Origin of the sequence: Chryseobacterium sp. KACC 21268, from assembly GCA_028736075.1 — a bacterium.
GTDB lineage: Bacteria > Bacteroidota > Bacteroidia > Flavobacteriales > Weeksellaceae > Epilithonimonas.
Map to the genome: position 1 here is coordinate 2,395,614 of CP117875.1, position 27,000 is coordinate 2,422,613.

Annotated in this window: 29 protein-coding genes and 1 other RNA gene; 25 read left to right on the forward strand and 5 right to left on the reverse strand. The window is 36.0% G+C overall.

The genetic code is table 11. The features are described from left to right. The first annotated feature begins 3 nt into the window (after positions 1-3). From PQ459_11140 to PQ459_11150, 3 genes are all read left to right on the forward strand, one after another. A complete protein-coding gene (locus tag PQ459_11140) occupies positions 4-2,448 on the forward strand; it encodes a von Willebrand factor type A domain-containing protein (GenBank protein WDF45451.1) in 2,445 nt (814 codons plus the stop codon). Positions 2,449-2,551: 103 nt separating this feature from the next. Then, entirely contained in the window at positions 2,552-3,943 is a 1,392-nt protein-coding gene (lpdA, locus tag PQ459_11145) for a dihydrolipoyl dehydrogenase (protein ID WDF45452.1), read from the forward strand. A gap of 66 nt (positions 3,944-4,009) precedes the next feature. Continuing rightward, on the forward strand, positions 4,010-4,813 hold the full coding sequence (locus PQ459_11150; protein WDF45453.1) for a patatin-like phospholipase family protein: 804 nt from the start codon (positions 4,010-4,012) through the stop codon (positions 4,811-4,813). Here the strand turns inward: PQ459_11150 and PQ459_11155 are convergent. Together PQ459_11155 and PQ459_11160 are read right to left on the reverse strand one after the other, a co-directional pair. Beyond that, positions 4,785-5,579, reverse strand: coding sequence for a dienelactone hydrolase family protein (locus PQ459_11155; GenBank protein ID WDF45454.1), 795 nt, complete (start codon positions 5,577-5,579; stop codon positions 4,785-4,787). The genes PQ459_11150 and PQ459_11155 overlap by 29 nt on opposite strands. Before the next feature lie 137 nt (positions 5,580-5,716). Next, entirely contained in the window at positions 5,717-6,544 is an 828-nt protein-coding gene (locus PQ459_11160; GenBank protein WDF45455.1) for an ion transporter, read from the reverse strand. 121 nt (positions 6,545-6,665) lie between these two features. On the opposite strand from PQ459_11160, the gene PQ459_11165 reads away from it, so the two are divergent. The 4 genes from PQ459_11165 to PQ459_11180 are packed head-to-tail and all read left to right on the forward strand — an operon-like array spanning position 6,666 to position 9,477. Further along, positions 6,666-7,121, forward strand: a complete 456-nt coding sequence (locus PQ459_11165) for a DUF2384 domain-containing protein (GenBank protein ID WDF45456.1) — start codon at positions 6,666-6,668, stop codon at positions 7,119-7,121. 6 nt (positions 7,122-7,127) lie between these two features. Continuing rightward, positions 7,128-7,580, forward strand: coding sequence for an RES family NAD+ phosphorylase (locus tag PQ459_11170; GenBank protein WDF45457.1), 453 nt, complete (start codon positions 7,128-7,130; stop codon positions 7,578-7,580). An 11-nt stretch (positions 7,581-7,591) separates the two neighbouring features. Continuing rightward, positions 7,592-8,689 (forward strand): Nif3-like dinuclear metal center hexameric protein, encoded by a 1,098-nt coding sequence (locus PQ459_11175; GenBank protein ID WDF45458.1) that lies wholly within the window; start codon positions 7,592-7,594, stop codon positions 8,687-8,689. Between the two features lie 2 nt (positions 8,690-8,691). After that, positions 8,692-9,477, forward strand: coding sequence for a hypothetical protein (locus PQ459_11180; protein ID WDF45459.1), 786 nt, complete (start codon positions 8,692-8,694; stop codon positions 9,475-9,477). A gap of 72 nt (positions 9,478-9,549) precedes the next feature. Here the strand turns inward: PQ459_11180 and PQ459_11185 are convergent, their stop codons facing one another. Next, complete coding sequence (locus PQ459_11185) at positions 9,550-10,374, reverse strand: DUF2807 domain-containing protein (protein ID WDF45460.1); 825 nt, start codon at positions 10,372-10,374, stop codon at positions 9,550-9,552. A 137-nt stretch (positions 10,375-10,511) separates the two neighbouring features. Here PQ459_11185 and PQ459_11190 point away from each other — a divergent pair, with 137 nt between their 5' ends. The 4 genes from PQ459_11190 to PQ459_11205 all read left to right on the forward strand — a co-directional run bounded on the left by PQ459_11190 (position 10,512) and on the right by PQ459_11205 (position 13,927). Then, positions 10,512-11,003, forward strand: a complete 492-nt coding sequence (locus PQ459_11190; GenBank protein WDF45461.1) for a DUF4920 domain-containing protein — start codon at positions 10,512-10,514, stop codon at positions 11,001-11,003. Positions 11,004-11,365: 362 nt separating this feature from the next. Continuing rightward, complete coding sequence (locus tag PQ459_11195; protein WDF45462.1) at positions 11,366-12,202, forward strand: 1,4-dihydroxy-2-naphthoyl-CoA synthase; 837 nt, start codon at positions 11,366-11,368, stop codon at positions 12,200-12,202. Positions 12,203-12,299: 97 nt separating this feature from the next. Beyond that, a complete protein-coding gene (gene menA, locus PQ459_11200; protein WDF45463.1) occupies positions 12,300-13,229 on the forward strand; it encodes a 1,4-dihydroxy-2-naphthoate octaprenyltransferase in 930 nt (309 codons plus the stop codon). Positions 13,230-13,243: 14 nt separating this feature from the next. Then, positions 13,244-13,927, forward strand: coding sequence for a metal-dependent hydrolase (locus PQ459_11205; GenBank protein ID WDF45464.1), 684 nt, complete (start codon positions 13,244-13,246; stop codon positions 13,925-13,927). Between the two features lie 70 nt (positions 13,928-13,997). Here the strand turns inward: PQ459_11205 and ffs are convergent. Next, positions 13,998-14,095, reverse strand: an RNA gene (ffs, locus tag PQ459_11210) — signal recognition particle sRNA small type. Between the two features lie 122 nt (positions 14,096-14,217). On the opposite strand from ffs, the gene PQ459_11215 reads away from it, so the two are divergent. The 14 genes from PQ459_11215 to PQ459_11280 all read left to right on the forward strand — a co-directional run bounded on the left by PQ459_11215 (position 14,218) and on the right by PQ459_11280 (position 26,037). After that, a complete protein-coding gene (locus PQ459_11215) occupies positions 14,218-14,805 on the forward strand; it encodes a DUF4199 family protein (GenBank protein WDF45465.1) in 588 nt (195 codons plus the stop codon). An 85-nt stretch (positions 14,806-14,890) separates the two neighbouring features. Next, positions 14,891-15,139: a DUF6364 family protein gene (locus PQ459_11220; GenBank protein ID WDF45466.1), complete on the forward strand. Its 249-nt coding sequence runs from the start codon at positions 14,891-14,893 to the stop codon at positions 15,137-15,139. Next, positions 15,139-15,564 (forward strand): PIN domain-containing protein, encoded by a 426-nt coding sequence (locus PQ459_11225; protein ID WDF45467.1) that lies wholly within the window; start codon positions 15,139-15,141, stop codon positions 15,562-15,564. Before PQ459_11220 ends, PQ459_11225 begins: the two co-directional genes overlap by 1 nt. 26 nt (positions 15,565-15,590) lie before the next feature. Beyond that, the gene (locus PQ459_11230) at positions 15,591-16,544 is read left to right on the forward strand and encodes a glycosyltransferase family 2 protein (GenBank protein ID WDF45468.1); all 954 of its coding nucleotides are present in this window, start codon (positions 15,591-15,593) and stop codon (positions 16,542-16,544) included. 37 nt (positions 16,545-16,581) lie between these two features. Continuing rightward, the gene (locus PQ459_11235) at positions 16,582-18,066 is read left to right on the forward strand and encodes a restriction endonuclease subunit R (GenBank protein WDF45469.1); all 1,485 of its coding nucleotides are present in this window, start codon (positions 16,582-16,584) and stop codon (positions 18,064-18,066) included. Next, complete coding sequence (locus PQ459_11240) at positions 18,063-18,764, forward strand: DUF2807 domain-containing protein (protein ID WDF45470.1); 702 nt, start codon at positions 18,063-18,065, stop codon at positions 18,762-18,764. The genes PQ459_11235 and PQ459_11240 overlap by 4 nt, the downstream gene beginning before the upstream one ends. A 23-nt stretch (positions 18,765-18,787) precedes the next feature. Then, positions 18,788-20,512: a phospho-sugar mutase gene (locus PQ459_11245; protein ID WDF45471.1), complete on the forward strand. Its 1,725-nt coding sequence runs from the start codon at positions 18,788-18,790 to the stop codon at positions 20,510-20,512. 196 nt (positions 20,513-20,708) lie between these two features. Further along, positions 20,709-21,962 carry an aminotransferase class I/II-fold pyridoxal phosphate-dependent enzyme gene (locus tag PQ459_11250; protein WDF45472.1) on the forward strand — a complete coding sequence of 418 codons (1,254 nt, stop codon included), beginning with the start codon at positions 20,709-20,711 and terminating at the stop codon, positions 21,960-21,962. 59 nt (positions 21,963-22,021) lie between these two features. Beyond that, positions 22,022-22,495 carry a DUF2384 domain-containing protein gene (locus PQ459_11255; protein ID WDF45473.1) on the forward strand — a complete coding sequence of 158 codons (474 nt, stop codon included), beginning with the start codon at positions 22,022-22,024 and terminating at the stop codon, positions 22,493-22,495. Next, positions 22,495-22,962, forward strand: coding sequence for an RES family NAD+ phosphorylase (locus PQ459_11260; GenBank protein ID WDF45474.1), 468 nt, complete (start codon positions 22,495-22,497; stop codon positions 22,960-22,962). Before PQ459_11255 ends, PQ459_11260 begins: the two co-directional genes overlap by 1 nt. Continuing rightward, entirely contained in the window at positions 22,962-23,684 is a 723-nt protein-coding gene (gene kdsB, locus PQ459_11265) for a 3-deoxy-manno-octulosonate cytidylyltransferase (protein ID WDF45475.1), read from the forward strand. The genes PQ459_11260 and kdsB overlap by 1 nt, the downstream gene beginning before the upstream one ends. Before the next feature lie 90 nt (positions 23,685-23,774). Further along, positions 23,775-24,437, forward strand: coding sequence for a histidine kinase (locus PQ459_11270; protein WDF45476.1), 663 nt, complete (start codon positions 23,775-23,777; stop codon positions 24,435-24,437). Positions 24,438-24,443: 6 nt separating this feature from the next. Further along, positions 24,444-24,803, forward strand: a complete 360-nt coding sequence (locus tag PQ459_11275; protein WDF45477.1) for an MmcQ/YjbR family DNA-binding protein — start codon at positions 24,444-24,446, stop codon at positions 24,801-24,803. Between the two features lie 34 nt (positions 24,804-24,837). Beyond that, positions 24,838-26,037 carry a hypothetical protein gene (locus tag PQ459_11280; protein ID WDF45478.1) on the forward strand — a complete coding sequence of 400 codons (1,200 nt, stop codon included), beginning with the start codon at positions 24,838-24,840 and terminating at the stop codon, positions 26,035-26,037. Positions 26,038-26,044: 7 nt separating this feature from the next. Here PQ459_11280 and PQ459_11285 read toward each other — a convergent pair whose 3' ends face one another. Next, entirely contained in the window at positions 26,045-26,971 is a 927-nt protein-coding gene (locus PQ459_11285) for a bifunctional riboflavin kinase/FAD synthetase (protein ID WDF48718.1), read from the reverse strand. Between the last annotated feature and the right edge of the window lie 29 nt (positions 26,972-27,000).

Below are 27,000 nucleotides of genomic sequence, written 5' to 3' on the forward strand. Positions count from 1 at the left end.
AAAATGGAAAATCAAGATATCGATAAAATGTTCAACGAAGCCGGAAAATCTGCGGAAGAAAAACCAACTTTCCCAAATTTCGAAAAAGTGTGGCAAAACGTTGAAGAAAAATTAGATAAAAAACAAGAAAAGAAGAGAATTATTCCACTTTGGTTGCCTTACGGAATGGTTGCTGGATTGGCTTTGACGTTTGGTGTTTTATATTTTGTGAATGATAAAGACACGAAAATAGAACCTCAAATTGCTTCAAATGATTACGGAAAACCAATCAATCCGACTCAAATAGAAACGCCGAAAAAAGTTGAGGAAATCAATAAAACTTTTGAAGAGAATTGGGTGAAAAGTCCACTGAAAACTGTTGAGGCGAAAGATATTGTAGCTTATCAAGAAGCGCCAAAAGTTGCTGTTGCTCCGCCAATGATTTACCAAAATTCTTCTCCTGTGGCAGATGTAATTGCGCCAACTGCAATCTATGAAGTTCAGCAACAAGGAATTACAACCGTTCAGGCTCCTGAACTGAAACCAAATTACATCTACACTGAAAAATTAAATAGCGTTGATGATGTTGTGGTGACTGCAATGGGAATCAATCGAGAGCAAAAAAGTATTGGTTATGCATCAACAATGGTGAGTAAAAATTCGATGAATAAAAAAGAGAAATCTTATTCACCGCCACCTCCGCCACCAGCAACGGGAAAAGTGATGGCTCAAGCTTATGTTGACCAAGCTCTGAACGGACGCATTGCTGGACTTCAGATTGCTCCGACAAATCCTGGAAATTCACCACAATTGACGATTCGAGGTATGGCTTCTTTGACTTCAAACAATCAACCTTTATACGTGATTGATGGAATTCCGTATGAGAAAGCAAGCTTGGCTAATATCGACCAAAATAAAATAAAGGATGTTAAAGTTCTAAAAGACGTTTCGGCAACATCACTTTACGGAAGCAGAGGAAAAAATGGAGTAGTTGTGATTAAAACTAAAGGTTTGTCCAAAAAAGAAATTGATTTGCTTAATAATCCACAACCTGTTCAAAATCAAGAATCTTACGACGAGTGGAAGGAAAATCAATTCGAATCCGCAAAAGCCAACCCACTTTCTACATTTTCAATTGATGTGGATAATGCGTCATATTCCAATGTTCGAAGAATGATAAACAATGGACAGAAAGTGGATAAAAATGCTGTGAGAATCGAGGAAATGATTAATTATTTCAAATACGATTATCCTCAGCCAAAAAACAATCAGCCTTTTTCCATCAACACAGAATATAACGATTCGCCTTGGAATCCTAAACATAAGTTGTTGAAAATCGGTTTGCAAGGTAAAACATTGAACGAAAAAGAATTACCAGCTTCAAATTTGGTTTTCCTAATCGATGTTTCCGGTTCGATGAACGAGCAGAATAAATTGCCGTTGCTGAAAACTTCATTCAAAATATTGTTAGAGAAACTTCGTCCGCAAGATAAAGTCGCAATCGTCACTTATGCAGGAAGTGCAGGCGTAGTTTTGGAGCCGACTTCGGCTAAAAATAAGGAGAAAATCCTGACAGCTTTGGAAAATCTAAGCGCTGGCGGAAGTACTGCTGGCGGTCAAGGAATTGAATTGGCTTATAAATTAGCGCAGGAAAACTTAGTTAAAAAAGGAAACAACCGTGTGATTTTGGCGACAGATGGCGATTTCAATGTTGGTGTTTCCGATAATTCTGAACTTCAAAAATTGATTGAGGAGAAGAGAAAATCTGGAATTTATCTCACTTGTCTTGGTTTCGGAATGGGAAATTACAAAGACAATCGTCTGGAAATGCTTGCTGACAAAGGCAACGGAAATTACGCTTACATCGATAATATGCAGGAATCGAATAAGTTTCTTGGGAAGGAATTCGCCGGAAGTATGTATGCGATTGCGAAAGATGTGAAGATTCAAATCGAGTTTAATCCGAAGTTCGTAAAATCTTATCGATTAATTGGTTATGAAAATAGAAAATTAAAAAATGAAGATTTTAAAAATGACAAAATCGATGCGGGAGAATTGGGAATTGGTCACACGGTGACAGCGATTTATGAAGTTATTCCAGTTAATTCAGATTCCGAATTCAGTCCGCAAGATGTTGATTTGAAATATTCTAATACTGGTTCTAAAAACGAATTTGGAGACGAATTGGCAACGGTAAAATTCCGCTACAAAAATCCGGATGAAGATGTAAGTAAAGAATTAATTCAAACTATCAAAGATTCTAAAAATCAATTGAATAGTGCATCATCTGATTTCAAATTTGCATCGTCTGTGGCTTGGTTTGGTTTGGTTTTAAGACAATCGGAATTCATCAAAGATAAAGACCTTGATAAAATCATCAATCTTTCAAAACAAGGAAAATCGAATGATGAAGATGGTTACCGTTCAGAATTCATCCGACTGATTGAAAGCTACAAGCAGATAAAGTAAACTTCTCAATATTAAATTTTTGAAAAGCAACTCCAAGAGTTGCTTTTTGTCATACGATGCTTTCAATAATTTTCCGTAAATTCGCTAAAATTTTTTAATCACAATGAACTACGATATTATTGTTATTGGAAGTGGACCTGGCGGTTATGTGACTGCAATCAGAGCTTCTCAATTGGGTTTCAAAACAGCCATCATCGAAAAAGAAAATCTTGGCGGAATCTGCCTCAACTGGGGTTGTATCCCGACGAAAGCGTTGTTGAAATCTGCTCACGTTTTCAATTATCTGAAGCACGCAGAAGACTATGGTCTTAACAAAGTGGAAAATCCAGGCTTCGATTTTTCAAAAGTTATCCAAAGAAGTAGAGGCGTAGCTTCCAAAATGAGCGGTGGAATTTCTTTCTTGATGAAGAAAAACAAAATCGATGTCATTATGGGAACTGCCACTGTGAAAGCGGGTAAAAAAGTGACCGTTGTAGATTCTGAAGGAAAATCAACAGAATATTCCGGAACCAACATCATTATCGCAACTGGAGCGCGTTCCAGAGAATTGCCAAACCTTCCTCAAGATGGTAAAAAAGTAATCGGATACAGACAGGCATTGTCTCTTCCTGAGCAACCAAAATCTATGATTGTTGTAGGTTCTGGCGCTATCGGAATTGAGTTTGCTGATTTTTATAACGCAATGGGAACCAAAGTGACTGTTGTAGAATTCTTGCCAAACATCGTTCCTTTGGAGGATGAAGAAGTTTCAAAACACGTTGAGAAATCTCTAAAAAAATCAGGGATTGAAATTATGACCAACGCTTCTGTGGAATCTGTGGATACTTCAGGAAACGGCGTAAAAGCTAGCGTGAAAACAGCTACTGGAAATATTACTTTAGAGGCTGATATCTTACTTTCTGCAGTTGGAATTGCTTCAAACGTTGAAGGAATCGGACTTGAAGCAGTAGGAATCAAAACTGAAAAAGGAAAAGTTCTGGTAAACGAATGGTACGAAACTTCTGTTCCAGGATATTACGCCATTGGTGACATTATCCCAACTCAGGCTTTAGCTCACGTGGCTTCTGCAGAAGGAATCACTTGCGTTGAGAAAATCAAAGGTCTTCACGTAGAAGCTATCGATTATGGAAATATTCCGGGTTGTACTTATTGTCACCCAGAAATTGCTTCTGTTGGTTTGACTGAAAAACAAGCGAAAGAAAAAGGTTACGAAATCAAAGTTGGTAAATTCCCATTCTCTGCGTCAGGAAAAGCTACGGCTAACGGCGATGTTGATGGATTTATCAAAGTTATTTTTGATGCTAAATACGGTGAGTGGCTTGGTTGTCATATGGTTGGTGACGGTGTTACCGATATGATTGCTGAAGCTGTGGTTGCGAGAAAACTAGAAACGACAGGACACGAAGTTCTTAAATCTATCCACCCGCACCCAACTATCTCTGAAGCTGTGATGGAAGCTGTTGCTGCTGCTTACGGTGAGGTGATTCACATTTAATAAGAATAACATAATATTCATATATAAAAACCGCAGATTTTTCTGCGGTTTTTTTAATTTTACGTAATGGAAAATTCGAAGATAGGATTGGTTTTGTCCGGAGGTGGAACACGCGGATTGGCTCACGCAGGTGTTTTGAAATTTCTAAATGAGAAAAACATTAAACCAGACATTCTCTCTTGCTGTAGCGCAGGTTCCATCGTTGGCTCTTTGTACGCCGTTGGGAAATCACCGGAGGAAATTTTGGATTTTTTCCAGTCGATTTATTTTTTCAATTGGAAACATTTTACGTTCAATCAGCCGGGATTTGTTTCGTCAGCCATTTTCACAATGTATTTGACACCTATTTTCCAAGATATGACGATTGGAGATTTGAACAAGGATGTCAGAATCGTAGCGACGGAATTGATAACCGGGCAACAAAAAGTTTTTGAAAAACATTACAAAGTTGTTGATGCGATTATTGCTTCGTCCTGCATTCCCGGGATTTCCACACCTTATTTTATAGGAGAAGAGATGTACAGCGATGGAGGTGTGCTCAATAACTTTCCCGCAGATATAATTAATAATGAATGCGACAAAATGATTGGTGTTTATGTGACGCCACCTCAAGATGTCGAAGCACAAGACCTTAGAACAATCAAAGCGGTTACTACAAGAGCTTACGAACTAGCGTCGCATCGAACAGAGATTTTCAAATTTGCTTATTGTGATTGGTTCATCACTTCTAAAAAGTTATCGAAATATGGAATCTTCGAAAGAAAACCTCAGAATATGGAGGAAATTTTCAATATCGGTTACGAGGAAGCCAAACGAACTTTTCTTGATAATGAGGAAGAATTTACAGCAATGTTTTCAAAAAAGGAATGATTGCTTGCCAGTTTTCTTCGCTATCGTCATAGAAAGATGATAGAGCTAATGTTCCATGATGTCCTGTGGTTTTCGCAGGAAGATAAAATTGCTTTTTAGATTGAATGGAATTATAAATAGGCTTCCAAGTAGATTCTTCATTTCTAGCTGACGAAGTATAAACAGGAATCTTTATTTCCTTTGCGAATTCTGAAATATTTCTATTCTCGACTTTAAAATATTCCCCTGGAGAGTAAGCAATGAGTGCTTTATAATCTTTTGGATACTTAGCTGCCATATAAAATCCCAACGACGCTGAGTATGAACTTCCCCAATAAATTATTTTTCTAGATTTAATTTGATTTTTAGCATAATCGAAAGACGCTTCCAAGTCAGGAATTACGTCTTCAAAAGCGGTGGACATTCCTTGTTTTAAAGCTTCTTTTTTGGTCAGATTAGTGACTTGATTCAAGATATCTCCCGAGCGAAGATCAACTGCCAATACATTGAAACCTAAGTCGACCAATCTTGGTGCAATACTTCTGAATTCACCTCTGCTGAAACCAGCTTGGTGATAGAGTATGATAAGCGGACCGCGTTTGTTGTTACCTGAATATAAATCCGCATAAACTTTCAGTCCATCAGAAGTTGAGAAATTTACTGTTTTGTAGGTGTGGTGCTTTACATCCAGAGTACTTGGAATAGGGTCAGAAAGTGATGCGGTAGATGAACAATTGTACAAACAATTTAAAAGAATAACCCAAAGTATGAAATAAAATTTTTTCATAATGCCCTGTTTAAGCTATTTTGTTATTATAATTACGTATTATTTTTGATTCGTCAAATATAACAGATTATTTTTAATTATTTGTGTTATAATATTAATTTAACTTAAAGGAAAAGGAAATATATTTTTAATTTTATTTAAATAATTTTCTCACCGCAGATTTTGCAAAAACGGGCATTCTCATCATTATCTTCGTTGCCGCATCGGTTACACTGAAAATTGTTTTTCTTTTGTTTGCGAAATTCGGAAGTTACAATTCCTGTTGGAACCGCAATAATGCTGTAACCACAGAGCATCACTACGATTGAAAGCATTTTACCAACTGGTGTAGCAGGAGAGATGTCGCCGTAACCTACTGTAGTTATTGTAACAACCGCCCAATAAACACTCTGCGGAATGCTACTAAAGCCATTATTCCCACCTTCTATCAAATACATGAGCGACCCAATCATGATGATGAAAATCACCATAAACAAAAGGAAAATGTAAATCTTTCGAGAACTTTGCCTCAGTGCGGAAACTATAAATCGACCGTCGTGCATATAATCCGCAAGGTTGAAAATCCTAAAAATCCTTAGCATTCTCAACATTCTAATAATCGCAACAAAATGCCAAATCGGAAAAAATAAACTGATGTAGAAAGGCACGATGGAGAGAAAATCAATAATACCTAAAGGACTAAAAATATATTCTTCCCGGTCCTTTACGCAAATAATTCTCAAAATATATTCTATCGTGAATATTAAAGTGATAAAAAATTCTGCGTAATAAAACTCCCTGTAATATTCCAATCTGAAAATAGGAATAGTTTCCACCATCAACAAAGCCGTACTGATGAGAATTAGAACAAGTAAACAGATATCGAATATTTTCCCTGCTTTTGTATGGGACAGGTAAACTGTTTCGTATATCTTCTTTCGCCATCCATCCTCCGGAATAAGGTCAAACTCTGGTTTGATTTTCATTTTAGTAAATTAAAAATTGAAGGTAATAAAATAAATCAATTCAAAATAATTAAAAAATTAGACAAAAGTCTTTTTTATACAGACAAAAGTCTTATATTTGTGATGTAGAAAAATAAAAGCGATGAAAAAATATAAAACAACAAACACCACACATTCCGTATCAGAGCCAGTTGCAGTCTATGGATATCAGAATTTTGACGATGGCGGCATCTTCAGAATGATAGAAATTGCAGAACGCGGTATTTCTTTTAAACTTTTTGATAATCTTGTGAAAAAGTTCCCTTTCAGTTTTCAAGAGTGGGCTGGTTTTCTTCATATTTCTGGGAAAACATTGTCCCGTTACCAAAAAGAAGAGAAAACCTTTGACACATTGCAATCCGAGAAGATATTGCAAATAGAAATGCTCTACAAAAGAGGCGAGGAGGTTTTTGGTTCGTCAGATTACTTTTTGATTTGGTTGCAAGCAGAAAACTTGGCTTTAGGCAAAACAAAACCACAAGACCTGATTGGTAGTAACTTTGGAATCTCTCTTCTAATGGATGAGCTTACAAGATTGGAGCACGGTATTTTAGCGTAATTCTTGATGATAGTTTATAGACTTTCAAAAGAAATCTACGCCAATGATCTTTCAGGAAAAGGTGCTGAAATAGCTGGTGGACGATGGAATAGCAAAGGCAACGCGACGTTGTACACAGGACAATCTATAGCGCTTTGCGTTACTGAAATCGCCGTTCACATTCCGCTTGGCATTATTCCAAAAGATTTTCGTTTGGTTCATATTGAGATTCCTGATATTGAGGTTTTTGAACCGAAAAGATTTCCTAAGGATTGGAATACTTTTCCGCATCTGGACGCTACACAAAAAATGGGTGACAAATTTCTTAAGGAAAATAAATTCTTGGCTATGAAAGTTCCATCCGCGGCGGTTCAAGGGGAATTTAATTATATTATCAATCCTCGAAATGTCAATTTTAAAGATGTTAAAATCATAAAGGTGGAGAAATTCACTTTTGATGACCGATTGTTTATCAGATAAAAATTAAATTAATGAAAATCAATGAATTTATAAAGGAGTTTGAGAAATTGATCCCAATAAAACAAGCGGAAGATTTTGATAATGTGGGATTAATTTGCGGAAATCCAGATAGAGAAATCTCAGGAATTCTGATTGCTCACGACGCTTTGGAATTGGTTATCGATGAAGCTGTTGAAAAGAATTTCAATCTCGTGGTTTGTTTTCATCCGATTATTTTTTCTGGATTAAAATCAATTACTGGAAAGAATTATGTTGAGAAAGCCGTCCTGAAAGCTTTGGAAAACAAAATTGCAATCTATGCGATTCACACGGCTTTTGACAATGATTATTTTGGTGTTAATTATAAAATCTGCGAAGTTCTTGGATTGAAGAATCAAAAAATATTGATGCCGAAACAAAATCAATTAAAGAAATTGGAAGTTTATGTTCCGGTTGATTCGGCTGAGAATTTGAAAAATGCCTTGTTCCAAGCTGGTGCGGGAAATATCGGTTTTTATGATGAATGTAGTTTTTCTATTAATGGAAACGGAACATTCCGTCCGTTGCAAGGTTCAAATCCAGTAACTGGAATTCATAACGAAAGAGAAAACGCAGATGAAGTTTTGGTCTCAGTCATTTTTGAAGATTTTAAGAAAAACCAAATTCTTTCTGCGATGAAACAAAATCATCCTTACGAAGAAGTGGCTTATCAATTAATTTCGCTCGACAACGAAAATCATTATACTGGTTTGGGCAGATTCGGAGATTTGGAGACCGAAATGGATGAGAAGGATTTCTTACAATTTGTAAAGGAAAAATTTGACCTTAAAGTCATTAGACACAGTTCTTTAATTAATAAAAAAATTAGAAAAGTTGGCGTCTTGGGTGGAAGTGGAGCAAGTGGAATCAAGTCTGCATTGGCTTCAAAATGTGATGCTTACCTTACTGGCGATGTGAAATATCACGACCTTTTCTCAGCAGAAGATAAAATACTGATCTGCGATATCGGACATTTTGAATCGGAACAATTTGTAACTCAACAATTATTTGAAATATTGTCCGAAAAATTCACTATATTTGCCATCGCAAAAACGACTAAGAAAACAAATCCTGTTAATTATTTTATATAGATATGGCTGATAAAAAAGTAAACGAAATTTCTGTTGAAGAAAAACTAAGAGCACTTTACGATTTGCAGATCATTGATTCCCGTTTGGATGAGATCCGCAACACAAGAGGCGAATTGCCAATTGAAGTAGAAGATCTTGAGATAGAAATTGAAGGTCTTAACAAAAGAGCCCAAAAATTCGAATCTGAAATTGCTGAGCAAAATGCAGAGATCAATGAGAAAAAAGATCTTATGAAAAGCGCTCAAGTATTGATTGACAAATATAAAACGCAGCAAGATAACGTTAGAAATAACAAAGAATTCGAAACTTTAGCAAAAGAAGTAGAGTACCAGGAATTGGAAATTCAATTGGCTGAAAAAAGAATCAAAGAATTTGGAGGGAAGATCGATCACAAAAAGGAAACTTTGGCTGACCTTACTGCTAAGATCGATGAGCTAAACAACCACTTGGTTCACAAGAAAAACGAGTTGGAAAACTTGGTTTCTGAAACTCAAAAAGAAGAAGATTATCTATTGGAAAAATCTAAAGAATTTGCTGAGAAAATCGATCAAAGATTATTGGTTTCTTATCAAAGGATCCGTACTGGATCTTCAACAGGTCTTGCAGTTGTAGGTTTGGAAAGAGGAGCGCCAAAAGGTTCTTTCTTCACAATTCCACCACAGAAGCAAATGGAGATCGCTCAGAGAAAGAAGATCATCATTGATGAGCATTCTGGAAAGATCTTGGTAGATGATGAGTTGGTAAATGAAGAAACTGCAAAGATGGAAAGCATTATCAAATTCAACTAATCGAAATTTGATTTAAATATAAAAAGAGACCCGAATTTTCGGGTCTCTTTTTTTTGAGAAAATAATATAAAATTACTGGATAGAAATAGATCCAGAACTACTTTCGTTTTTAGTGATCTCATTCAAACTTCCTCTTTTGATCACACGGATATCTCCGCTGGAAGATGCGCTTGCAGTAACACTTTTACTCACGCCAATGGTGATGTCGGCAGACGATGACGTTGCTAAAACAGCACTTTCTGTCGTGAAGTTTTCCGCGTCCACATCACCAGAAGATGACGCTTGGATGTTCACACTTTCAGATTTTCCTTTGATGTCGATTCCGCCGGAAGATGAGCTTTGCATATTCAAACTTTTCGCATTGACCTCGCCTTCGTAATTTCCGCTGCTTGACGCTTGGATATTGATATTTCCGCCATTGATATTTCCTTTTATGGTTCCAGAGCTGGAAACTTTCACATCAAGATCAGAGAAACTGAAGTTGTCTTTCAAAGAGATGCTTCCGCTGGAATTGGCTGCCAAATGGTCAAAATCTTTAGCATAAACTTTAATTTTGATTCGATCTGTAGAAATACTTTTCATAGACTCCGATTGGATTTTCACTTGTACTTTTCCGCCGTTTTGTTTCACGACAACATATTTCATCAGGTCAGAAGGTGCATAAACAATGATTTTCTCATTGTTAGATTTGAAGACTTCCGCATTAAGAGAAGTCGAGATTTCCAATTCATCAAAATTAATGTCGTAAGTTTTCTCAATCACTTCACCTTTTCCGGAGTCAGATATCAAGTTAGAAAACATCGCATCGTTTCCGTTGGAATTGTCACTTTTGGATTGTACACAAGAAAAATTTGCAGCAGAAGCCAAAAGGACCAGAGTTAAAAGTTGTATTTTCATAAGTATAATTTTTTATAGTTTCTGATTTTATATAACTAAGACACTTGAAAACTCGATTTCATTACATCAAAAAATTATTTTTTCTCATTCTAAATAATTTTCTAAATTTACAACATTAAAAAAATAAATATTAAAGTATGAAAAATATATTGTTTGCATTCGTATTGATAGGATTATCCGTTTCAGCATTCGCACAATCCGGTCCGCCAGCAGGCGAAGCGAAAGTTGGCGAATATTACGGCCAGGATGTTTCCGCAAAAGCTGTTAAGAAAGCCATTTCTCCAGACGAACTCAATAAAGAATTAAAAGCAACACCCAAAATCGCCAAAACTTCTGTCAAAGGAAAAGTAACCGGCGTTTGCCCTAAGAAAGGCTGTTGGATAAGCTTGGCAACAGATTCCGGCGAAACATTCTTCGTGAAGATGAAAGATTATGCCTTCTTCGTTCCGACCGCTTTGGAGGGTAAAACCGTGATTTTGGAAGGCAGCGCAGAGAGCAAAACCACTTCAGTAAAAGAATTGCAACATTATGCCGAGGACGCTAAAAAATCTCAGGCCGAGATAGATGCGATCACAGAACCAAAAACCGAAACCAGATTTTTAGCTAGCGCTATCAAGGTCGTAGAGTGATAAAAAATTGCTCCCTTTAGGTTTGTGGCAACAATTTTAATACAAGCTTCAGATTTTTCTGAGGCTTTTTTCTTTGGGCGTATCTCTTTGTTTTGCTTTCACGTTTAGTTTATCGAAAGACATTTTCAGCAAAGCAAAACAAAGAGACCGGGCTATCCGCTACTATCTTTTTTCGCCAACGCTTTCCCCTCACCGAAAAAAGGATATCCGCTGCTATCCCTTACGCGCTGGCGCAAGATTCACGATTTGTCACAGTTAGAAAATGTTCCCAAAGAGGAAGCTTTGGCAATTGTCAAACTGCAAGATAATTCCTTTGAAACACCACCAATTCTGCTTATATTTACACTCTAAATTTTCAAAAAATGGCAGACTGGAAAATCGTCAAAGAATACGAAGATATTACCTATAAAAAATCAAATGGCGTTGCAAGAATCGCTATCAACAGACCAGAAGTCAGAAACGCTTTCCGACCAAAAACAACCTCAGAACTTTACGACGCATTCTACGATGCTTACGAGGATTCGTCCATCGGCGTTGTGCTGTTGACAGGCGAAGGTCCAAGTCCAAAAGACGGCGGTCACGCATTCTGCAGCGGCGGCGACCAAAAAGCCCGTGGCCATCAGGGTTACGTGGGAGAAGATGGAAGACATCGCCTTAATATTCTGGAAGTTCAACGTCTGATTCGTTTTATGCCAAAAGCGGTGATTGCTGTGGTAAACGGTTGGGCAGTTGGTGGTGGACATTCACTTCACGTGGTTTGCGATTTGACTTTGGCAAGTGAGGAACACGCGATTTTCAAACAGACCGATGCGGACGTTACGAGTTTCGACGGTGGTTATGGTTCTGCATATTTGGCAAAAATGGTAGGTCAGAAAAAAGCTAGAGAAATATTCTTTTTAGGAAGAAATTATTCAGCTAAAGAAGCAGAAGAGATGGGAATGGTAAACGCCGTAATTCCTCACGCAGAATTGGAAGACACCGCTTACGAATGGGCGCAAGAAATCCTTGCAAAATCGCCAACTTCCATCAGAATGCTGAAATTCGCAATGAATCTAACAGACGACGGAATGGTTGGACAGCAGATTTTCGCAGGAGAAGCAACCCGTTTAGCCTATATGACAGAGGAAGCGAAAGAGGGTAGAAATGCTTTCTTGGAAAAACGCAAACCAAACTTTGGTGACGACCAGTGGATATCTTAATACTGTAATATGTCAAAAGTACAAAGTAAAAAGTATTAATCTTATTAAAAAAAAATTACATTGTACATCATACATTTTACTTTTTACAAAAAAATAAATGAAATATTGGATACAAGCTGCGAGGCTTAGAACTTTACCACTTTCTATGAGTGGAATTATTATGGGAGCTTTCATTGCAAAATGGAGGATTTCCCAGGAAGGTGGATTTTGGGACTGGCGGATTTTTGCTTTGGCACTTCTCGTGACTTTATTATATCAGGTCCTTTCCAACTTTGCCAACGATTACGGCGATGGCGTGAAAGGAACAGACAAAAATAGGATAGGAGAAGCCGAGCAAAGAGCAGTGGCATCAGGAAAAATCACAGCAACTCAAATGAGAAATGCGGTGATTCTACTTTCGATTTTATCTTTTGTAGCAACAGTTGCCTTATTGTATGTCGCTTTCTATCCGGCTTACACCAGAGAGTTTTGGATTTTCATCGGATTGGGAATTGCCTCGATTTTGGCAGCAATTGGATATACGGTTGGGAAAAAACCTTACGGCTATTTAGGTTTGGGCGATATTTTCGTGTTCATATTTTTCGGATTGGTTTCGGTTTGTGGGAGTTATTTTCTGTTTACTAAATCTTTCAGTTGGGACGTCTTATTTCCTGCAATTGCAGTTGGAATGTTGAGTATGGCGGTTCTTAACCTGAATAATATGAGAGACATTGTCAATGATGAGTTATCAGGTAAAAAAACGTTTGCTTTGAAGCTAGGTTACAAAAATGCAATGATTTACGAAATCATCTTATTGCAATTACCTATTCTTTTGATGTTGGCTTTTTTGATGTACAACGGCTTTCAAGCACAAGGGAAATATTATCCATTTATCGTGATGATTTTGATTTTCCCATTCATCAAATTAAGGAGAAGCATAATGGCTGTCAACGAACCAAAATTATTGGATCCATTTCTGAAACAGGTCGGAATCCTAACTTTCCTGATGGCGGTTTTGACGGCTTTTGGCCTTAATTATTTTAATTAATAAATCTAAAAAAAATGAAAATAAAATTCCTCGGACAAAACTGTTTTTTGTTCACATACAACGGAAAAACTATTCTTGCGGACCCTTTCTACAATTATCAGAAAGAGAAATCAGGATTTGACATCACCGCTCAAAAAATTGATTATGTGTTAATTACGCACGCACACGGCGACCATATCGCGGACGTGAAAGAGGTGTTAGAAAATCATCCGGATGCAACCGTAATTGGTCAGCCGGAGATTTGTGGTTATTTCAAGCACACAAATAATATCGATATCAACTTCGGTGGTTCTGCCAAGATTGAAGATTTGAAGATTTCTATGGTTCCTGCCTTACACACGAGCTCTTTTCCGGACGGTTCTTACGGCGGATTGGCTTCTGGCTATATTTTCAGATTTGCTGACGGTAGAAACCTTTATTTGGCTGGAGACACGGGCGTGACGGCTGAGATGAGTTTGTTTCCGCAGGTTTTCGGGAAATTGGATTTGTCGATTCTACCAGTTGGAAAACATTACACGATGTGTCCTAGAAAAGCGGCTTTCGCAGCATCAGAACTATTGAAAACACCAAAAGTGATTGGCTGTCATTTCGATACTTTCCCACCAATCGAAATCAATCACGAAGAAGCTAAAAAGCATTTCTCTGATAAGAATATCGAATTTACATTACCAGAATTAGGACAGGAATTTGAGTTCTAAACAAAAAAAATTAAGAGATTAAGTAGTTCAAATTTGAAACTGTCTTAATCTCTTAACTTTAAAAAATAAAAAATGGCAAGCTACCTAAATCACACCGCTACGACCAATTACCTTTGCTGCGTTCCCACCCTGGAGGATTCTCAGGAGCTGGTTGTTTAGGACTTGCCGGTGCAAAGATAGAAAAATTAAGAAAAAAGAAAAAGGAAAAGAGAGAAAAGAAATGATGACGACTCTAGATTGTTGATAGTCAGTTTGAAATATTTATCTCTTTTATCAAAAATTAAAAAATTATGACAAAAACCCCTGTAACAATAGGTTTTATTTTATACGCGCTCACAATGTTGGCATTCTTCATTGTGTACTATTTCTTCGCAAACGCCAACTATTTTGAGACCACAATGCAGGTCAATGCCTTTGGGATGACGTTCTTGTATGTCTTGGCTGGTTTTGCTTCAACCTATTGGTTAAGAGTTGGTACGTTAATTACTTATCCTCAAGCTTTTAAACAAACGTTTTTAACACTTTTCACGGGCGGTGTTTTGTCGATGTTTTCCATTTTTGCATTCCTAAATTATGTAGATACAGACGCACGGGATTTGCTCAATCACCAGTATATTCAGACCGAACTTGACAATTTGGATGAATCTTACGCTAAATTGAAAGTGGAAGCGGCCAATCAAAAAGACCGCACTAAAGTAAAAGACCTGGAAGAAAATTACACCGGCGCAAAACTGGCTAGGGAAGCAGCGTTGAAGGAAAACAGGAATTATTTTTCTTTCAAATTTATGTCCGCAGTTTTTGGTGGCTTTTTACTATTTTATCTACTTTTGTCTATTATCATCGCAGGGTTTTTGAAGAACAAAAAACGCTACGAGTAGAAGATTTGTGTTTTTTGAAAAATCACTTATTAAATTATAATTAATCATTTGTAATTTATACGTATCTTTACTAAAACAATACGTAATGACGACCAAACTTACCTTGACTGTAGAAAAGTCAGTTATTGAAAAAGCAAAAAAATACGCCAAAGGTACTCAGAGAAGTCTTTCTGAGATGGTGCAAAAGTATTTGGAAACTTTGGTAGAGAGTCCAAAAGAAGATCGTGAACTCTCTCCAAAAATAAAAAAATTGGCAGGAAGTTTGAAAATGCCAGAGGATGTTGATTATGATAAAGCTCTTGATGACTATTACAGAGAAAAATACAAACTGTAATGAAGTACTTTATTGACACAAATTTGATTCTCGATTTTTTATCTGGCAGAGAACCTTTTGCCGAAAATGCTAATGCTATTTTTAATTTGGCCTACAATAATCAAATAACACTTTTTGCATCTTCTCAATCTATTTTAACTTCTCATTATATTTTGAAAAAAGCGTTTGCAGAAGATAAAGTAAGGAAAAGTTTATCTGAAATTCTTGACCTAATAGAAGTTGTTTCTGTCACGAAATCTATTTTGCAGAAAGCTCTAAAATCTAAGCACAAAGATTATGAAGATGCTGTACAAATATTTTGTGCTCATCACATCGAAAACTTGGAGGGCATTATAACAAGAGATTTGAAAGATTTTTCCACATCCGAAATTCCTGTTTTTGCACCAGACGAAGCTTTAAATCTCATTCAAAAGAAATATCTTTGACCTTTTAAAATCTACCCTTTTTATCAATGAATCTCTCAATAATCATCCCATTACTCAACGAGCAAGACTCTCTGGAAGAGCTGTTCACCAGGATTGACACCGTTTGTCAGGCCAACAAGCTGTCTTACGAAGTTTGGTTCATAGATGACGGAAGCACCGACCTCTCTTGGTCCATCATCGAAAATCTGAAAATCCAGCATCCGCAAATCCACGGGATTAAATTCTCCAAAAACTACGGAAAATCACAAGCACTTCACGCTGCTTTCGAAAAGGTAAATGGTGATGTTATTATCACGATGGACGCTGATTTACAGGACTTTCCGGAAGAAATTCCTGAACTTTACGAAATGGTAAAAGTAGGAAATTACGACATCGTTTCCGGTTGGAAAAAGAAACGTTTTGATAATGTGATGACCAAAAATATTCCGTCAAAATTATTCAATTCTGCAGCTAGAAAAGTGTCCGGCGTTTCGCTTCACGATTTCAATTGCGGACTGAAAGCCTACAAAAAACAAGTAGTGAAATCCATCGATGTTTACGGCGATATGCACAGATATATTCCAGTTTTGGCGGCCAATGCAGGTTTCAGAAATATTACGGAAAAACCGGTTCAGCACCAGGCAAGACCTTATGGAACTTCGAAATTTGGGACGGAAAGATTTGTTCGCGGATTTTTGGATTTGGTGACACTTTGGTTCGTTAGCAGATTTGGCGGAAGACCGATGCATTTCTTTGGCGCAGCGGGAACTTTGATGTTTATCATTGGATTTTTGTCAGCCATTTGGTTGGGAATTTCAAAGCTTATTGATGTTTATATCTTCAAAGTTTACGGAAATCTAATTGCGGATAATCCTTGGTTTTTCATTGCTTTGACGATGATGATAATGGGAAGTTTGCTTTTCGTTGCTGGATTCTTAGGTGAATTGATTATCAGAACAAATCGGGAACATAAGAATTATCATATTGAGGAATTAATTTAAACGAGATAATTACACGGATCAATCTCAATTAAATTTTATGGAATTAAACAAATTCATTTGGAATAATTATAAAGAAAGTAAGGAGGGGCAAGAGTTAATATCTTTTTTCAAAGATGGAGATTTTAATGAAATCCTATCAAGATTTATTGATAAAAAGAACAAAGATTTAGAATATTATAATCATACTTTAAATGTCTTCTCGCAATGTGAATTTGAATTTGATGAGAAAAATGGCATCACTGAAAATGCTAAAAACTTATTCAATTATTTCATAGAAAATGGTTTGATTCTGGAAGATGAGGAAGGCGAATTTTCTTATTTTGAAAAAGAAGATTATGATTTCCTTTTAGATGTAATTGAACCTTATTCTTTATATCTATTTGATGTTTTTCCGGATTATTTTTTTCCTTATTTTTTCAAATTAGAGTTTGCAAAATTTCAAAAAATATGTGATACATTCAATATTAATATTCCTAAAGTTCCACTAAAAAATAATAAAAAAGAAAGGCTCAATTATTACTTAAAATTATGTAATGTTTTCTTTGAATTCAGACAAAATAATGATATAGATGGATTTGAGTTTTCCTCATTTCTGTATGATTTCGCTCCAAAATATATTGGTTTTAAAGAAGTCGAAAATTTACCAGAGCCTACTAATATTTGGCTTTGTGGAGGAGCAAAGGAAGATTATCCATATTTATTAAAAGCGACTTCATATACGACTTATTTTTGGCAAGGAAATGAGGATACAAAAAGAGGAGATATAATCGTAATGTATTGCCTTTCTCCAAAAAGTAATATTGAATTTGTTTGCAGGGCGCTTAATGATGGTGTCAGAGACCCATTTTTTCATTATTATGGAAGTATAACTTTAGGCCATATAAAAAAAGTTGAAGCAATTCATATTTCTCAGATTAAAGCTGACGAACATTTAAAAAATCTTCCAATCGTTAAAAAAAATCTTCAAGGTGTAAATGGAACTCAAATTAATAATGAAGATTATAAAAGGATTTTATATTTATTAGAAGAAAAAGGTGAAGATATATCTAGATTACCTAAGTTTTCTATTGTTGATTTTAAATTAAACTTTGATTGCATAAATGAAAGGGATGTAGAGATTAAAATTGTTGAACCATTCCTTGAACAACTCAATTTTTCAGAAAACGACTGGCTTCGCCAATTCTCTGTAAGAATGGGAAGAGGAGAACGGAATTATCCAGATTACGTTTTCTTTGCGGATAAAAACAAAGGCTATGAAAAAGCAAAAATGCTTTTGGAAACAAAATTCATTATTAAAAACAATAGAGAATTAGAAGATACTTTTCAACAAGCTCATTCTTATGCATTACGATTAGAAGCACAAAAAATCGTAATTTGCGATAAAGATTTTGTTTGGATTTATTCAAGAAAAAATGATAGTTTCGACAGAACAAAATATTTTAAATTTAATTGGCAAGAGATTAATAATCCTGACATTTATAACCAAATTAAAAAGTTAATTGGTAAAGATTTTATTAAATGAGAAAACTAATATATTTATTTTCGATAATAGCAATCGTTTCCTGCGGAAAAGTAACACCAAAAGGTGAGATTCAATCGAAAGATGTTGAATTGGCCGAGTTTTCAAAACTTGATTTGAAAGGGAAATTCCGAGTGTTTTATATTCAAAGTCCACACAATTTCGTGAATGTGGAAACTTATCCAAACGTTTTCGAAAATCTGAAAATCGAAGTTAAAGACAAAAACTTATCTATTACGGAGAAAAGTGCAACAGATAAAGTTGACTTTTATAATATTACTATCTACGGAAAAAATCCTTTTGATGATATTAAAATATCTGATTCAGTGGAACTTAATATCTCCAGCCAGATGAAAGTTGAAAATTTTTCACTTCATTTGAAAGATAATGCTAAATTTATAGGTTCAGTGATTTCAGAAAAGTCGACCATCGAAATGTTGAATAAAAGTAGAGCTAACTTGTTGGGAAAAACAACTTTAGCAAAAATTAACATCAGAGATACAGCGAGCATTATTTCACCGTATTGGTACATCAAAGATTTGGAAATCGAGTCCCAAAACGGAAATTATGCAGAACTGAATGTGGATGAGGAAATCAAAGGTAAAATCGGAAATACTTCAAAATTGATTTATTACGGAAATCCTTCGAAAAAATTGAAAGTCACTGAGAAAGCGACCATCGAGAATAAGAAAATTAATTAAATAAACTACAAACTAAAAAATAAATGTCAGATACAACACCAACTTTAGATAAAGCAAAACTTTGGCTTTCCGAAACATTTGACGAAGAAACCAGAAAAAAAGTTCAAACTTTGATCGATTCCGAATCTCCAGATCTGGAAGATTCTTTCTACAGAGAATTAGAATTCGGAACTGGCGGAATGCGCGGCATAATGGGCGTTGGGACCAATCGTCTTAATAAATATACATTAGGACAAGCGACTCAAGGTCTAGCCAACTATCTTCATCAGCAATTTTCCGGCGAGGAAATCAAAGTGGCGATTGCTTATGATGTGAGACATAATTCTAAGGAATTCGGGAAAGTGGTGGCTGATGTTTTGACGGCTAACGGAATCAAGGTTTTGTTGTTCAAAGATCACCGTCCAACGCCGGAATTGTCCTTCACCGTTCGTGATAAAAAATGTAACGCTGGAATCGTTTTGACGGCTTCTCATAATCCACCTGAATATAATGGTTATAAGGTTTATTGGAATGACGGTGCGCAAATCGTTCCGCCAGATGACGAAAATATCATCAGAGAAGTTTATGCAACCAAATTCGAAAATATCAAGTTTGATGGAAACGATGATTTGATAGAATGGATTGGCGATGATCAGGATGATGTTTACGTTGATGCTTGTATGGAAAACTCTCTTTATCAGAATGTTGGTAGGGATAATTTGAATATCGTTTTCACATCCATCCACGGAACAACCTACACAACTGTTCCAAAAGCACTTAAAAAAGCTGGATTTACAAAAGTGGATCTGGTGCAGGAACAAATGATTCCAAGCGGAAACTTTCCAACTGTTGCTTCCCCAAATCCAGAAGAGCCAGCAGCACTTTCTATGGCGATGGACCTTGCGGAAATTACCAATGCTGATATCGTGATCGGAACAGATCCAGATGGCGACAGATTGGGAATTGCAGTGAGAAATCTTGAAGGCGAAATCCAATTGTTGAATGGAAATCAATGTAATACAATTCTTACTTATTATATATTAGATCAATGGAAAAAAGCGGGGAAAATTACCGGAAAAGAATTCATTGGTTCTACGATTGTGACGTCTGATATTTTCTTTGATGTTGCAGAGAAATTCGGTGTTGACTGCAAAGTTGGATTGACCGGTTTCAAATGGATCGGGAAAATGATCCGTGATTTTGAAGGTCAGGAAAAGTTCATTTGCGGTGGCGAAGAGAGTTTCGGATTTATGACCGGAGATTTCGTGAGAGACAAGGATTCTTGCGGTTCTATCTTGACAGCTTGTGAGATCGCTGCTTGGTGTAAAGCCAATGGAACGACAGTTTATCAATATATGATTGATATCTACAAAGAAGTTGGATTCTACTATGAAGGCTTGATCAACGTAGTGAGAAAGGGAAGAAGTGGTGCAGAAGAGATCCAGGAAATGATGAAGAACTTCCGCGAAAATCCTCCAAAAGAAATCGCTGGTTCTCCTGTGGAAGAAGTAAAAGATTTCAAAGAGCAAACTTGTTTTGTGGTTTCCAAAAACGAGAAAAAGGTGATGGATGATATTCCAAAATCTAACGTTTTGATCTATTATACCCAAGATGGAACCAAGGTTTGCGTGCGTCCTTCCGGAACTGAGCCGAAGATCAAATTCTATGTTTCTGTGAAAGATTCTATAACTTCTGAGCAAGATTTCGTAGAAAAGCTTCCTAAGTTGGAAGAGAAGATCAATAAAGTAAAACAGGATCTCAACCTGTAATTGAAAATTTTATTTGAATTAAATATTATCTAAAATATTTTAATGGAAAAGTTCTCAATTGTTAAAGTCATTTAATTTTTGGGAACTTTTTTTTGATGTAAGTTGAATTACTCAGCTACATTTAAGACCTTTGTAAAACTATAAAAAGAATAAAATCAGATCCTAAGTCTGAATAATAACATCTAAAATCAATAAAGTGAAAGTATCAAAACTCGCATCTAACCTCATTGGTTCAGAGATTATCAAAATCGGAAATGAAGTGAATGACCTGAAAGCGAAAGGTGCACAAATCTCAAACCTAACTATTGGCGACCTTAATTCCAACATTTATCCAATTCCTCAGGAGTTGAAAGACGGAATCCAGAAAGCTTATAAGAATAATCTTACCAATTACCCACCAGCAAACGGTTTGCAATCTCTGAGAGCTTCCGTGAGTAATGATCTTAAAAAACGTTGGAATCTGGATTATTCTGCCAATGATATTTTGATTACAGCTGGTTCAAGACCTTTGATATACGCCGTTTTCAAAACAATTGTGGACGAAGGTGACAAAGTGATCTACCCGATTCCTTCTTGGAACAACAACCATTATGCTTATTTGACGAGTGCCAATGCAGTTGAAGTCCAAACGCAGGAATCCAATAATTTCTTGCCAACAGCCGACGATTTGAGACCACATTTGGAAGGTGCAGTTCTACTTTGTCTTTGTTCTCCACTGAATCCGACTGGAACAATGTTCACAAAAGAACAGTTGTCTGACATCTGTGAATTGGTTTTAGAAGAAAATAAAAAAAGAGGTGAGGACGAAAAACCGCTTTATTTGATGTACGATCAAATCTATGCGATGCTGACATTTGGTTCAGATCATCACGATCCGGTAAGTCTTTTCCCAGAAATGAAAGATTACACGATCTATGTGGACGGAACGTCTAAATGCTTTGCAGCGACTGGCGTTCGAGTTGGTTGGGGATTCGGACCAAGTTTGGTGATTGACAAAATGAAAGCTTTGCTAACTCACGTAGGTGCTTGGGCACCGAAACCAGAGCAGGAAGCTGTTGCTGAATTTTTAGCTGATGATTCTGCTGTTGACAATTTCTTAGAAGATTATAAAGGAAAACTTAACAACAGTTTGAAAGAACTTCACGCGGGAATTCAGGAATTGAAAAATAATGGTTTTGCAGTTGAAAGCATTTCACCAATGGGCGCACTTTATTTGACAATCAAATTGGATTACCTCGGGAAAACTGCGCCAGACGGTAAATTAATCGAAAATTCTACAGATCTTGTTTTCTATTTGATCAATAATGCAGGAATGGCTTTGGTTCCGTTCTCCGCATTTGGAAATGACAAATCTGTACCTTGGTTTAGAGCATCAATAGGCGGTTGTTCGCTAGATGATATCAAAGATTGCCTTCCTAAATTGAAAAAAGCGCTTGAAAATTTGAAATAATTGGAAAAAATTCGTTTTTGACTTGGAAAAATTTCTATCTTTGTGGAAAGGAAAAAGAAATGGCAACAAATAAAGAACAACGCGATTCCAACAAAAATAGAGTAGAAGAGCCAGTAGCCGCTTACGGAGCAGTCACTTCTGTGTTCAATAGATTTGCAATAAAAGATGACTACAAACTGTTGAAAAAAGCAAGAGAAGGCTTGAAAACAGACGTATTCTATTCACTTGCTGATGCCATCAAGATGCCAGAGAAAGCTTTGGCATCTGTCATCAATCTTTCTCCAAGGACCATCAGCAATTACAGAGATCAGGAAAAAGGACTAGACCCGATCTACAGCGAGCATCTATTAAAATTGATCAATCTTTATAGTTTTGGAAAGGAGATCTTTGGAAATTTGGATGAGTTTACCCTATGGATGAACCGTCCTTTTTGGAATTCCAGTGATAAGCCGATAGATTTTATTTCCACTTCTGGAGGTGTAGATCTGATCTACGAAGAGATAGAAAAACTAGCCCAAGGTTATCCTGTATAATGCTCGTTTACAGAATTGTCCACAAAAGATATGCGGACTCTCTCTTTGCGAGTGGCTTGGAAGGAAGATGGAACCACGAAGGTAAAAAAGTACTTTACACAGCCGAGAGTATTTCTCTTGCCTATCTGGAAACACTTGCGCATCGCAAAGGATTGGGATTCAATAAGGACTTTAGGATTATGGTCATCAAAATTCCTATCAATACAGAAATTCAAACGGTTGAATCCTCCGATTTGTCAAAAAGCTGGCGGGATTTTAGGAATTATTCGGATTGTCAAAAGATTGGAAATGCTTGGTTTGATGCTGATGAAAAGCTATGTTTAAAAGTGCCTTCCGCGGTCGTTCCTGAAAATTGGAATGTCGTCATCAATACCTTTCATAAAGATTTTAAAAAAGTAAAATTAATTGACGTTCTCGATTTTGAGCCTGATGATAGATTGGAACAAATTATAAAACAGTACAAATAATGAAAGTTATCGCAGTCATTCCTGCCCGTTACAATTCCACCAGATTTCCTGGCAAAATGATGGAAATTTTGGGTAATAGAACTATTATTACAACAACGTATCAGAATGTTGTAGAGACTGGTTTGTTTGATGAAGTCTTCGTGGCTACAGATTCCGAAATTATCTTTGATGAAATTTCCAAAAATGGCGGAAAAGCCGTAATGACAGGCGAACACGAAACAGGAAGTGATAGAATTGCCGAAGCTGTTCGAAACATCGATTGTGATATTGTCATCAATGTTCAGGGCGATGAACCTTTTCTTAAGAAAGAACCTTTAAAGCAATTGATTGATGTTTTTGCCAAGGACGAAAAGAAAGAGATTTCATTGGCTTCATTGAAAATTCAATTGAAAGAATCTGATGAAATTCAGAATCCTAATAATGTGAAAGTCATCACGGATATTAATGGGTTTGCCTTGTATTTCAGCCGTTCTGTGATTCCTTTTCATCGCGAATTGTCGTACAATGTCAAGTATTACAAACATATTGGCGTCTATGCTTTTAGGAAAGAAGCTTTGCTTAAGTTTTCGTCTTTGGAAATGACACCTATGGAAATTTCGGAAAAATTAGAGCAATTGCGCTATTTGGAAAATGGAATGAAAATTAGGCTGGTAGAAACTGATTTTGTAGGAATTGGAATCGATACGCCGGAGGATCTGGAAAAAGCAAAAATGCTACTCTAACTGATTAATATCTTTTTTAGCACTTTTTAATATTTCCACAGAATCGAGAACTTAATAAAAATCCTATCTTTGGATTCTTAAAAATTCTGAATGAAAAAAATAATTCTCATATTCTCCATTATATTTTCCATTTTCATTTCTGCCCAAACAGCTACAGAGATCATCGACAAAAACATCGAGAATTCTGGTGGCCTTACCAATTGGAAACTTCTGAACACGGTTCAAATCCAAGGAAGAGTTACACTTGGCGTGAATGACGAATATCCTATTAAAATCTATCAACAACGTCCCAATCTCAGCAAAACTGCAATGGTTGTTGGCGGAAAAGAAACGCCCGTTGAAGGTTATGATGGCAAGAATGGATATGCGATGAATTATGCGCAAAACAAGCTTCAGCAATACAATGATTACATTCCCGAAAACTTCGACAACGATTTTATCGATTGGGAAAACAAAGGTTTTGAAGCTAAATTTCTAGGGAAAGAAAAAATTAACGATCAACTTTATTTCAAGGTCGAATTGACGAAGAATGTCAACAAAACAATTTATTACTTCGATGTCAGAAATTATATGTTGTTTCGTGAGATCAAAAAGGATGAGATCCTGACCTATTCTGATTATAAAAAAGTAGGACAATTATTAATGCCTTACAGAATCGAATCGTCTTCACCTAAGAAAGATAGCGATTACGTGATGACAATCAATAAGATAGAGGTCAACAAGGAGCTGCCGAAAAATACTTTTAAGTTTTAAAGCATTATGGAAGCTGAGGAAATCCGCGAATATTGCTTAAGTAAAAAAGCAGTGACGGAAAGTTTTCCATTTGACCTGGAAACCTTGGTCTTCAAAGTTGGTGGGAAGATGTTTCTTTTGATTTCCTTGGAACAACAGCCGGCAACATTCTCTGCCAAAGCTGATCCTGAATGGAGCGAGGAGTTACGGGAAGAATTTTCTCAGATCAACGGTGCTTACCATATGAATAAAACACATTGGAATTCAGTGGTTTGTGAAGGATTAAAGCAGGATTTGATTTTTAAATTGATTGACCATTCTTACGATTTGGTCTTCAAATCTTTGACTAAGAAAATTAAAGATGAAATTAATATTGGTGAAAATTAATAAATGTAATATATTTATCGAAACTAATATATCTATGAAATTAATTTTATCTCTAAGTCTTCTATTGTTGAGTCAATTTTCTCTGGCTCAAATAAAATTCGAAAAAGCTTACTACATTGATAACGAAAATTCAAGACACGAGGTCTTAATTAAAAATGGTGACTGGCTGAATAATCCTTCAGAATTTACATTTAAAGATTCAGAGAATTCTCAAGAGGTTGTCGGGAATACTTCAAATGTGAAAGAATTTGGCGTGGACGGTTACAAAAAACTTGTGAGATACAAGGGTAATATTGATTATTCTACCGATGAATTATCAAAACTTTCTCTCAACAAAAACCCGGAATACAGGCAGAAAGAAGTATTTTTATATGAATTGGTTTCTGGAAAAATGAATCTATATTCTTACCGTGACAAAGATGTTGTGAGATACTTCTATTCGAAAGCGGGAAATGAAATAACTGAACTTGAGTACAAGAGATACTATGGAGAAAATGATCAAACTATGATGATCACTAATTCCCACTATAAGAAGCAATTAGAAATGGCGATGGCTGACAATCCAGAGGTCGCTAAAAAATTAAAGCATTCCAATTATTCATCCCAAGACTTAACCAAAATTTTTAATCAGTATAACGATATTATTTTAGAAAGCAGCAAGGGAAAACTGAATCTGAGAGTAAGACCAGGAGTTACCTTTTCTAATGTAAATGTGAGTGAAGACCAGTTTCTTATTTTTTCAAAATTAGATTATGGAACAAAAGTGGGCTTCAGAATCGGAATGGAGTTGGAGTGGATTCTTCCTTTCAATAAAAATAAATGGGGACTTATTTTCGAACCAACTTTTATGAATTATAAAGGTACTGCAAGCTATCAGTCTTACACATCTACTGTAAAATATTCCACCTTGGATTTAGCATTGGGGATGAGACATTATTTTTTCATTAATGATAACTCCAAATTATTTGTAAATGGTCAATTGCTAATGAGTAGTACATTCAAAAAGGATTCTGAAGTTGAAATCATTTACCAATTTCTTGAAAATTACAGTTCTGAAACGAAATTGGACGTGTCTTCTAGAGGTGCTTCTTTTGCTTTTGGAGTCGGTTATAACTATAAAAGACTTTCTGTGGAGGCGAGAATTAATACGAAAAGAAACATAACTAGTGACTACGCTAATTGGCTAACAAAATTCAATTATAACTCTATAGTGTTGGGATATAATATTTTTTGATACGATATTAAAACTGAAATTCCTCGGTCAATCTTTTATCCAGATCCAATTTTTCAATAAGTTTCTCCAAACCTTCGAATTCGATTTCGTCGTGAAGATAATCCCTGAATTTTACAGTGATCTCTTTATCATAGATATTTTGGTCGAAATCCAGAATATAAACTTCCGTATGCAAAGTTTGATTTTCATTATCAACTGTAGGATTCGTTCCGATGCTCAACATTCCTTTGTAGAAAGTCTTGTCAATCCAAACTTCTACGATGTAAGCGCCACTTTTCGGTAGCAGTTTGTTAATCGGAACATCTATATTCGCCGTTGGATAACCAATTGTTCTTCCCAGTTTTTTCCCGTGAATTACGTTTCCAGTTAAAGGATAATTATAACCCAACATTTCGTTCGCATCCTTGATTCTGCCTTCTGATAAAGCAATTCTGATCTTTGTAGAACTAATGTTCAAATCATTCTGTTGGACTGCTTCCAATTGATTGACTTTAAAGTCGAGTTCGCTGGATAGAGATTTCAATAACTCAAAATTTCCGCTTTTGTTCTTTCCAAAAGTATGGTCGTGACCGATGATGATGTGCTTTACATTCAGTTTGTCAACCAAAACCTGTTCACAGAATTCGATTCCCGTCAGATTTCTGAACTCTTCATCAAAAGTTTTAAGGAAAATATTCTGGATTCCACTTCTTTCAAGCAATCCCAGCTTTTCTTCCAGTGTATTGAGCATTTTTACATCATCATTCGGATTCAGGAATTTTCTTGGATGTGGCCAGAAACTTAGAATAGCTGATTCCAACTCTTCATTTTTGGCGATCTCATTCAACGTATTAATAATAGATAAATGCCCAAGATGAACGCCGTCAAACATTCCTAATGATAATGCCAGTAGGGTTTTGGAGTGATAATCGTTGAAATCCGTAATGATTTTCAAATGCTGAAATTTTTTGACAAAAAGTGATG

Bases quoted from the DNA above. Each gene is read 5' to 3' on its own strand.
- PQ459_11255 (WDF45473.1), top strand. From the start codon at position 22,022: ATGGCAACAAATAAAGAACAACGCGATTCCAACAAAAATAGAGTAGAA.
- PQ459_11175 (WDF45458.1), top strand. From the start codon at position 7,592: ATGAAAATCAATGAATTTATAAAGGAGTTTGAGAAATTGATCCCAATA.
- PQ459_11280 (WDF45478.1), top strand. From the start codon at position 24,838: ATGAAATTAATTTTATCTCTAAGTCTTCTATTGTTGAGTCAATTTTCT.
- PQ459_11150 (WDF45453.1), top strand. From the start codon at position 4,010: ATGGAAAATTCGAAGATAGGATTGGTTTTGTCCGGAGGTGGAACACGC.
- PQ459_11165 (WDF45456.1), top strand. From the start codon at position 6,666: ATGAAAAAATATAAAACAACAAACACCACACATTCCGTATCAGAGCCA.
- PQ459_11275 (WDF45477.1), top strand. From the start codon at position 24,444: ATGGAAGCTGAGGAAATCCGCGAATATTGCTTAAGTAAAAAAGCAGTG.
- kdsB (WDF45475.1), top strand. From the start codon at position 22,962: ATGAAAGTTATCGCAGTCATTCCTGCCCGTTACAATTCCACCAGATTT.
- PQ459_11235 (WDF45469.1), top strand. From the start codon at position 16,582: ATGGAATTAAACAAATTCATTTGGAATAATTATAAAGAAAGTAAGGAG.
- PQ459_11260 (WDF45474.1), top strand. From the start codon at position 22,495: ATGCTCGTTTACAGAATTGTCCACAAAAGATATGCGGACTCTCTCTTT.
- PQ459_11185 (WDF45460.1), bottom strand. From the start codon at position 10,374: ATGAAAATACAACTTTTAACTCTGGTCCTTTTGGCTTCTGCTGCAAAT.
- PQ459_11270 (WDF45476.1), top strand. From the start codon at position 23,775: ATGAAAAAAATAATTCTCATATTCTCCATTATATTTTCCATTTTCATT.
- PQ459_11140 (WDF45451.1), top strand. From the start codon at position 4: ATGGAAAATCAAGATATCGATAAAATGTTCAACGAAGCCGGAAAATCT.
- PQ459_11220 (WDF45466.1), top strand. From the start codon at position 14,891: ATGACGACCAAACTTACCTTGACTGTAGAAAAGTCAGTTATTGAAAAA.
- lpdA (WDF45452.1), top strand. From the start codon at position 2,552: ATGAACTACGATATTATTGTTATTGGAAGTGGACCTGGCGGTTATGTG.
- PQ459_11225 (WDF45467.1), top strand. From the start codon at position 15,139: ATGAAGTACTTTATTGACACAAATTTGATTCTCGATTTTTTATCTGGC.
- PQ459_11245 (WDF45471.1), top strand. From the start codon at position 18,788: ATGTCAGATACAACACCAACTTTAGATAAAGCAAAACTTTGGCTTTCC.
- PQ459_11215 (WDF45465.1), top strand. From the start codon at position 14,218: ATGACAAAAACCCCTGTAACAATAGGTTTTATTTTATACGCGCTCACA.
- PQ459_11155 (WDF45454.1), bottom strand. From the start codon at position 5,579: ATGAAAAAATTTTATTTCATACTTTGGGTTATTCTTTTAAATTGTTTG.
- PQ459_11240 (WDF45470.1), top strand. From the start codon at position 18,063: ATGAGAAAACTAATATATTTATTTTCGATAATAGCAATCGTTTCCTGC.
- PQ459_11205 (WDF45464.1), top strand. From the start codon at position 13,244: ATGAAAATAAAATTCCTCGGACAAAACTGTTTTTTGTTCACATACAAC.
- menA (WDF45463.1), top strand. From the start codon at position 12,300: ATGAAATATTGGATACAAGCTGCGAGGCTTAGAACTTTACCACTTTCT.
- PQ459_11195 (WDF45462.1), top strand. From the start codon at position 11,366: ATGGCAGACTGGAAAATCGTCAAAGAATACGAAGATATTACCTATAAA.
- PQ459_11160 (WDF45455.1), bottom strand. From the start codon at position 6,544: ATGAAAATCAAACCAGAGTTTGACCTTATTCCGGAGGATGGATGGCGA.
- PQ459_11180 (WDF45459.1), top strand. From the start codon at position 8,692: ATGGCTGATAAAAAAGTAAACGAAATTTCTGTTGAAGAAAAACTAAGA.
- PQ459_11170 (WDF45457.1), top strand. From the start codon at position 7,128: ATGATAGTTTATAGACTTTCAAAAGAAATCTACGCCAATGATCTTTCA.
- PQ459_11190 (WDF45461.1), top strand. From the start codon at position 10,512: ATGAAAAATATATTGTTTGCATTCGTATTGATAGGATTATCCGTTTCA.
- PQ459_11230 (WDF45468.1), top strand. From the start codon at position 15,591: ATGAATCTCTCAATAATCATCCCATTACTCAACGAGCAAGACTCTCTG.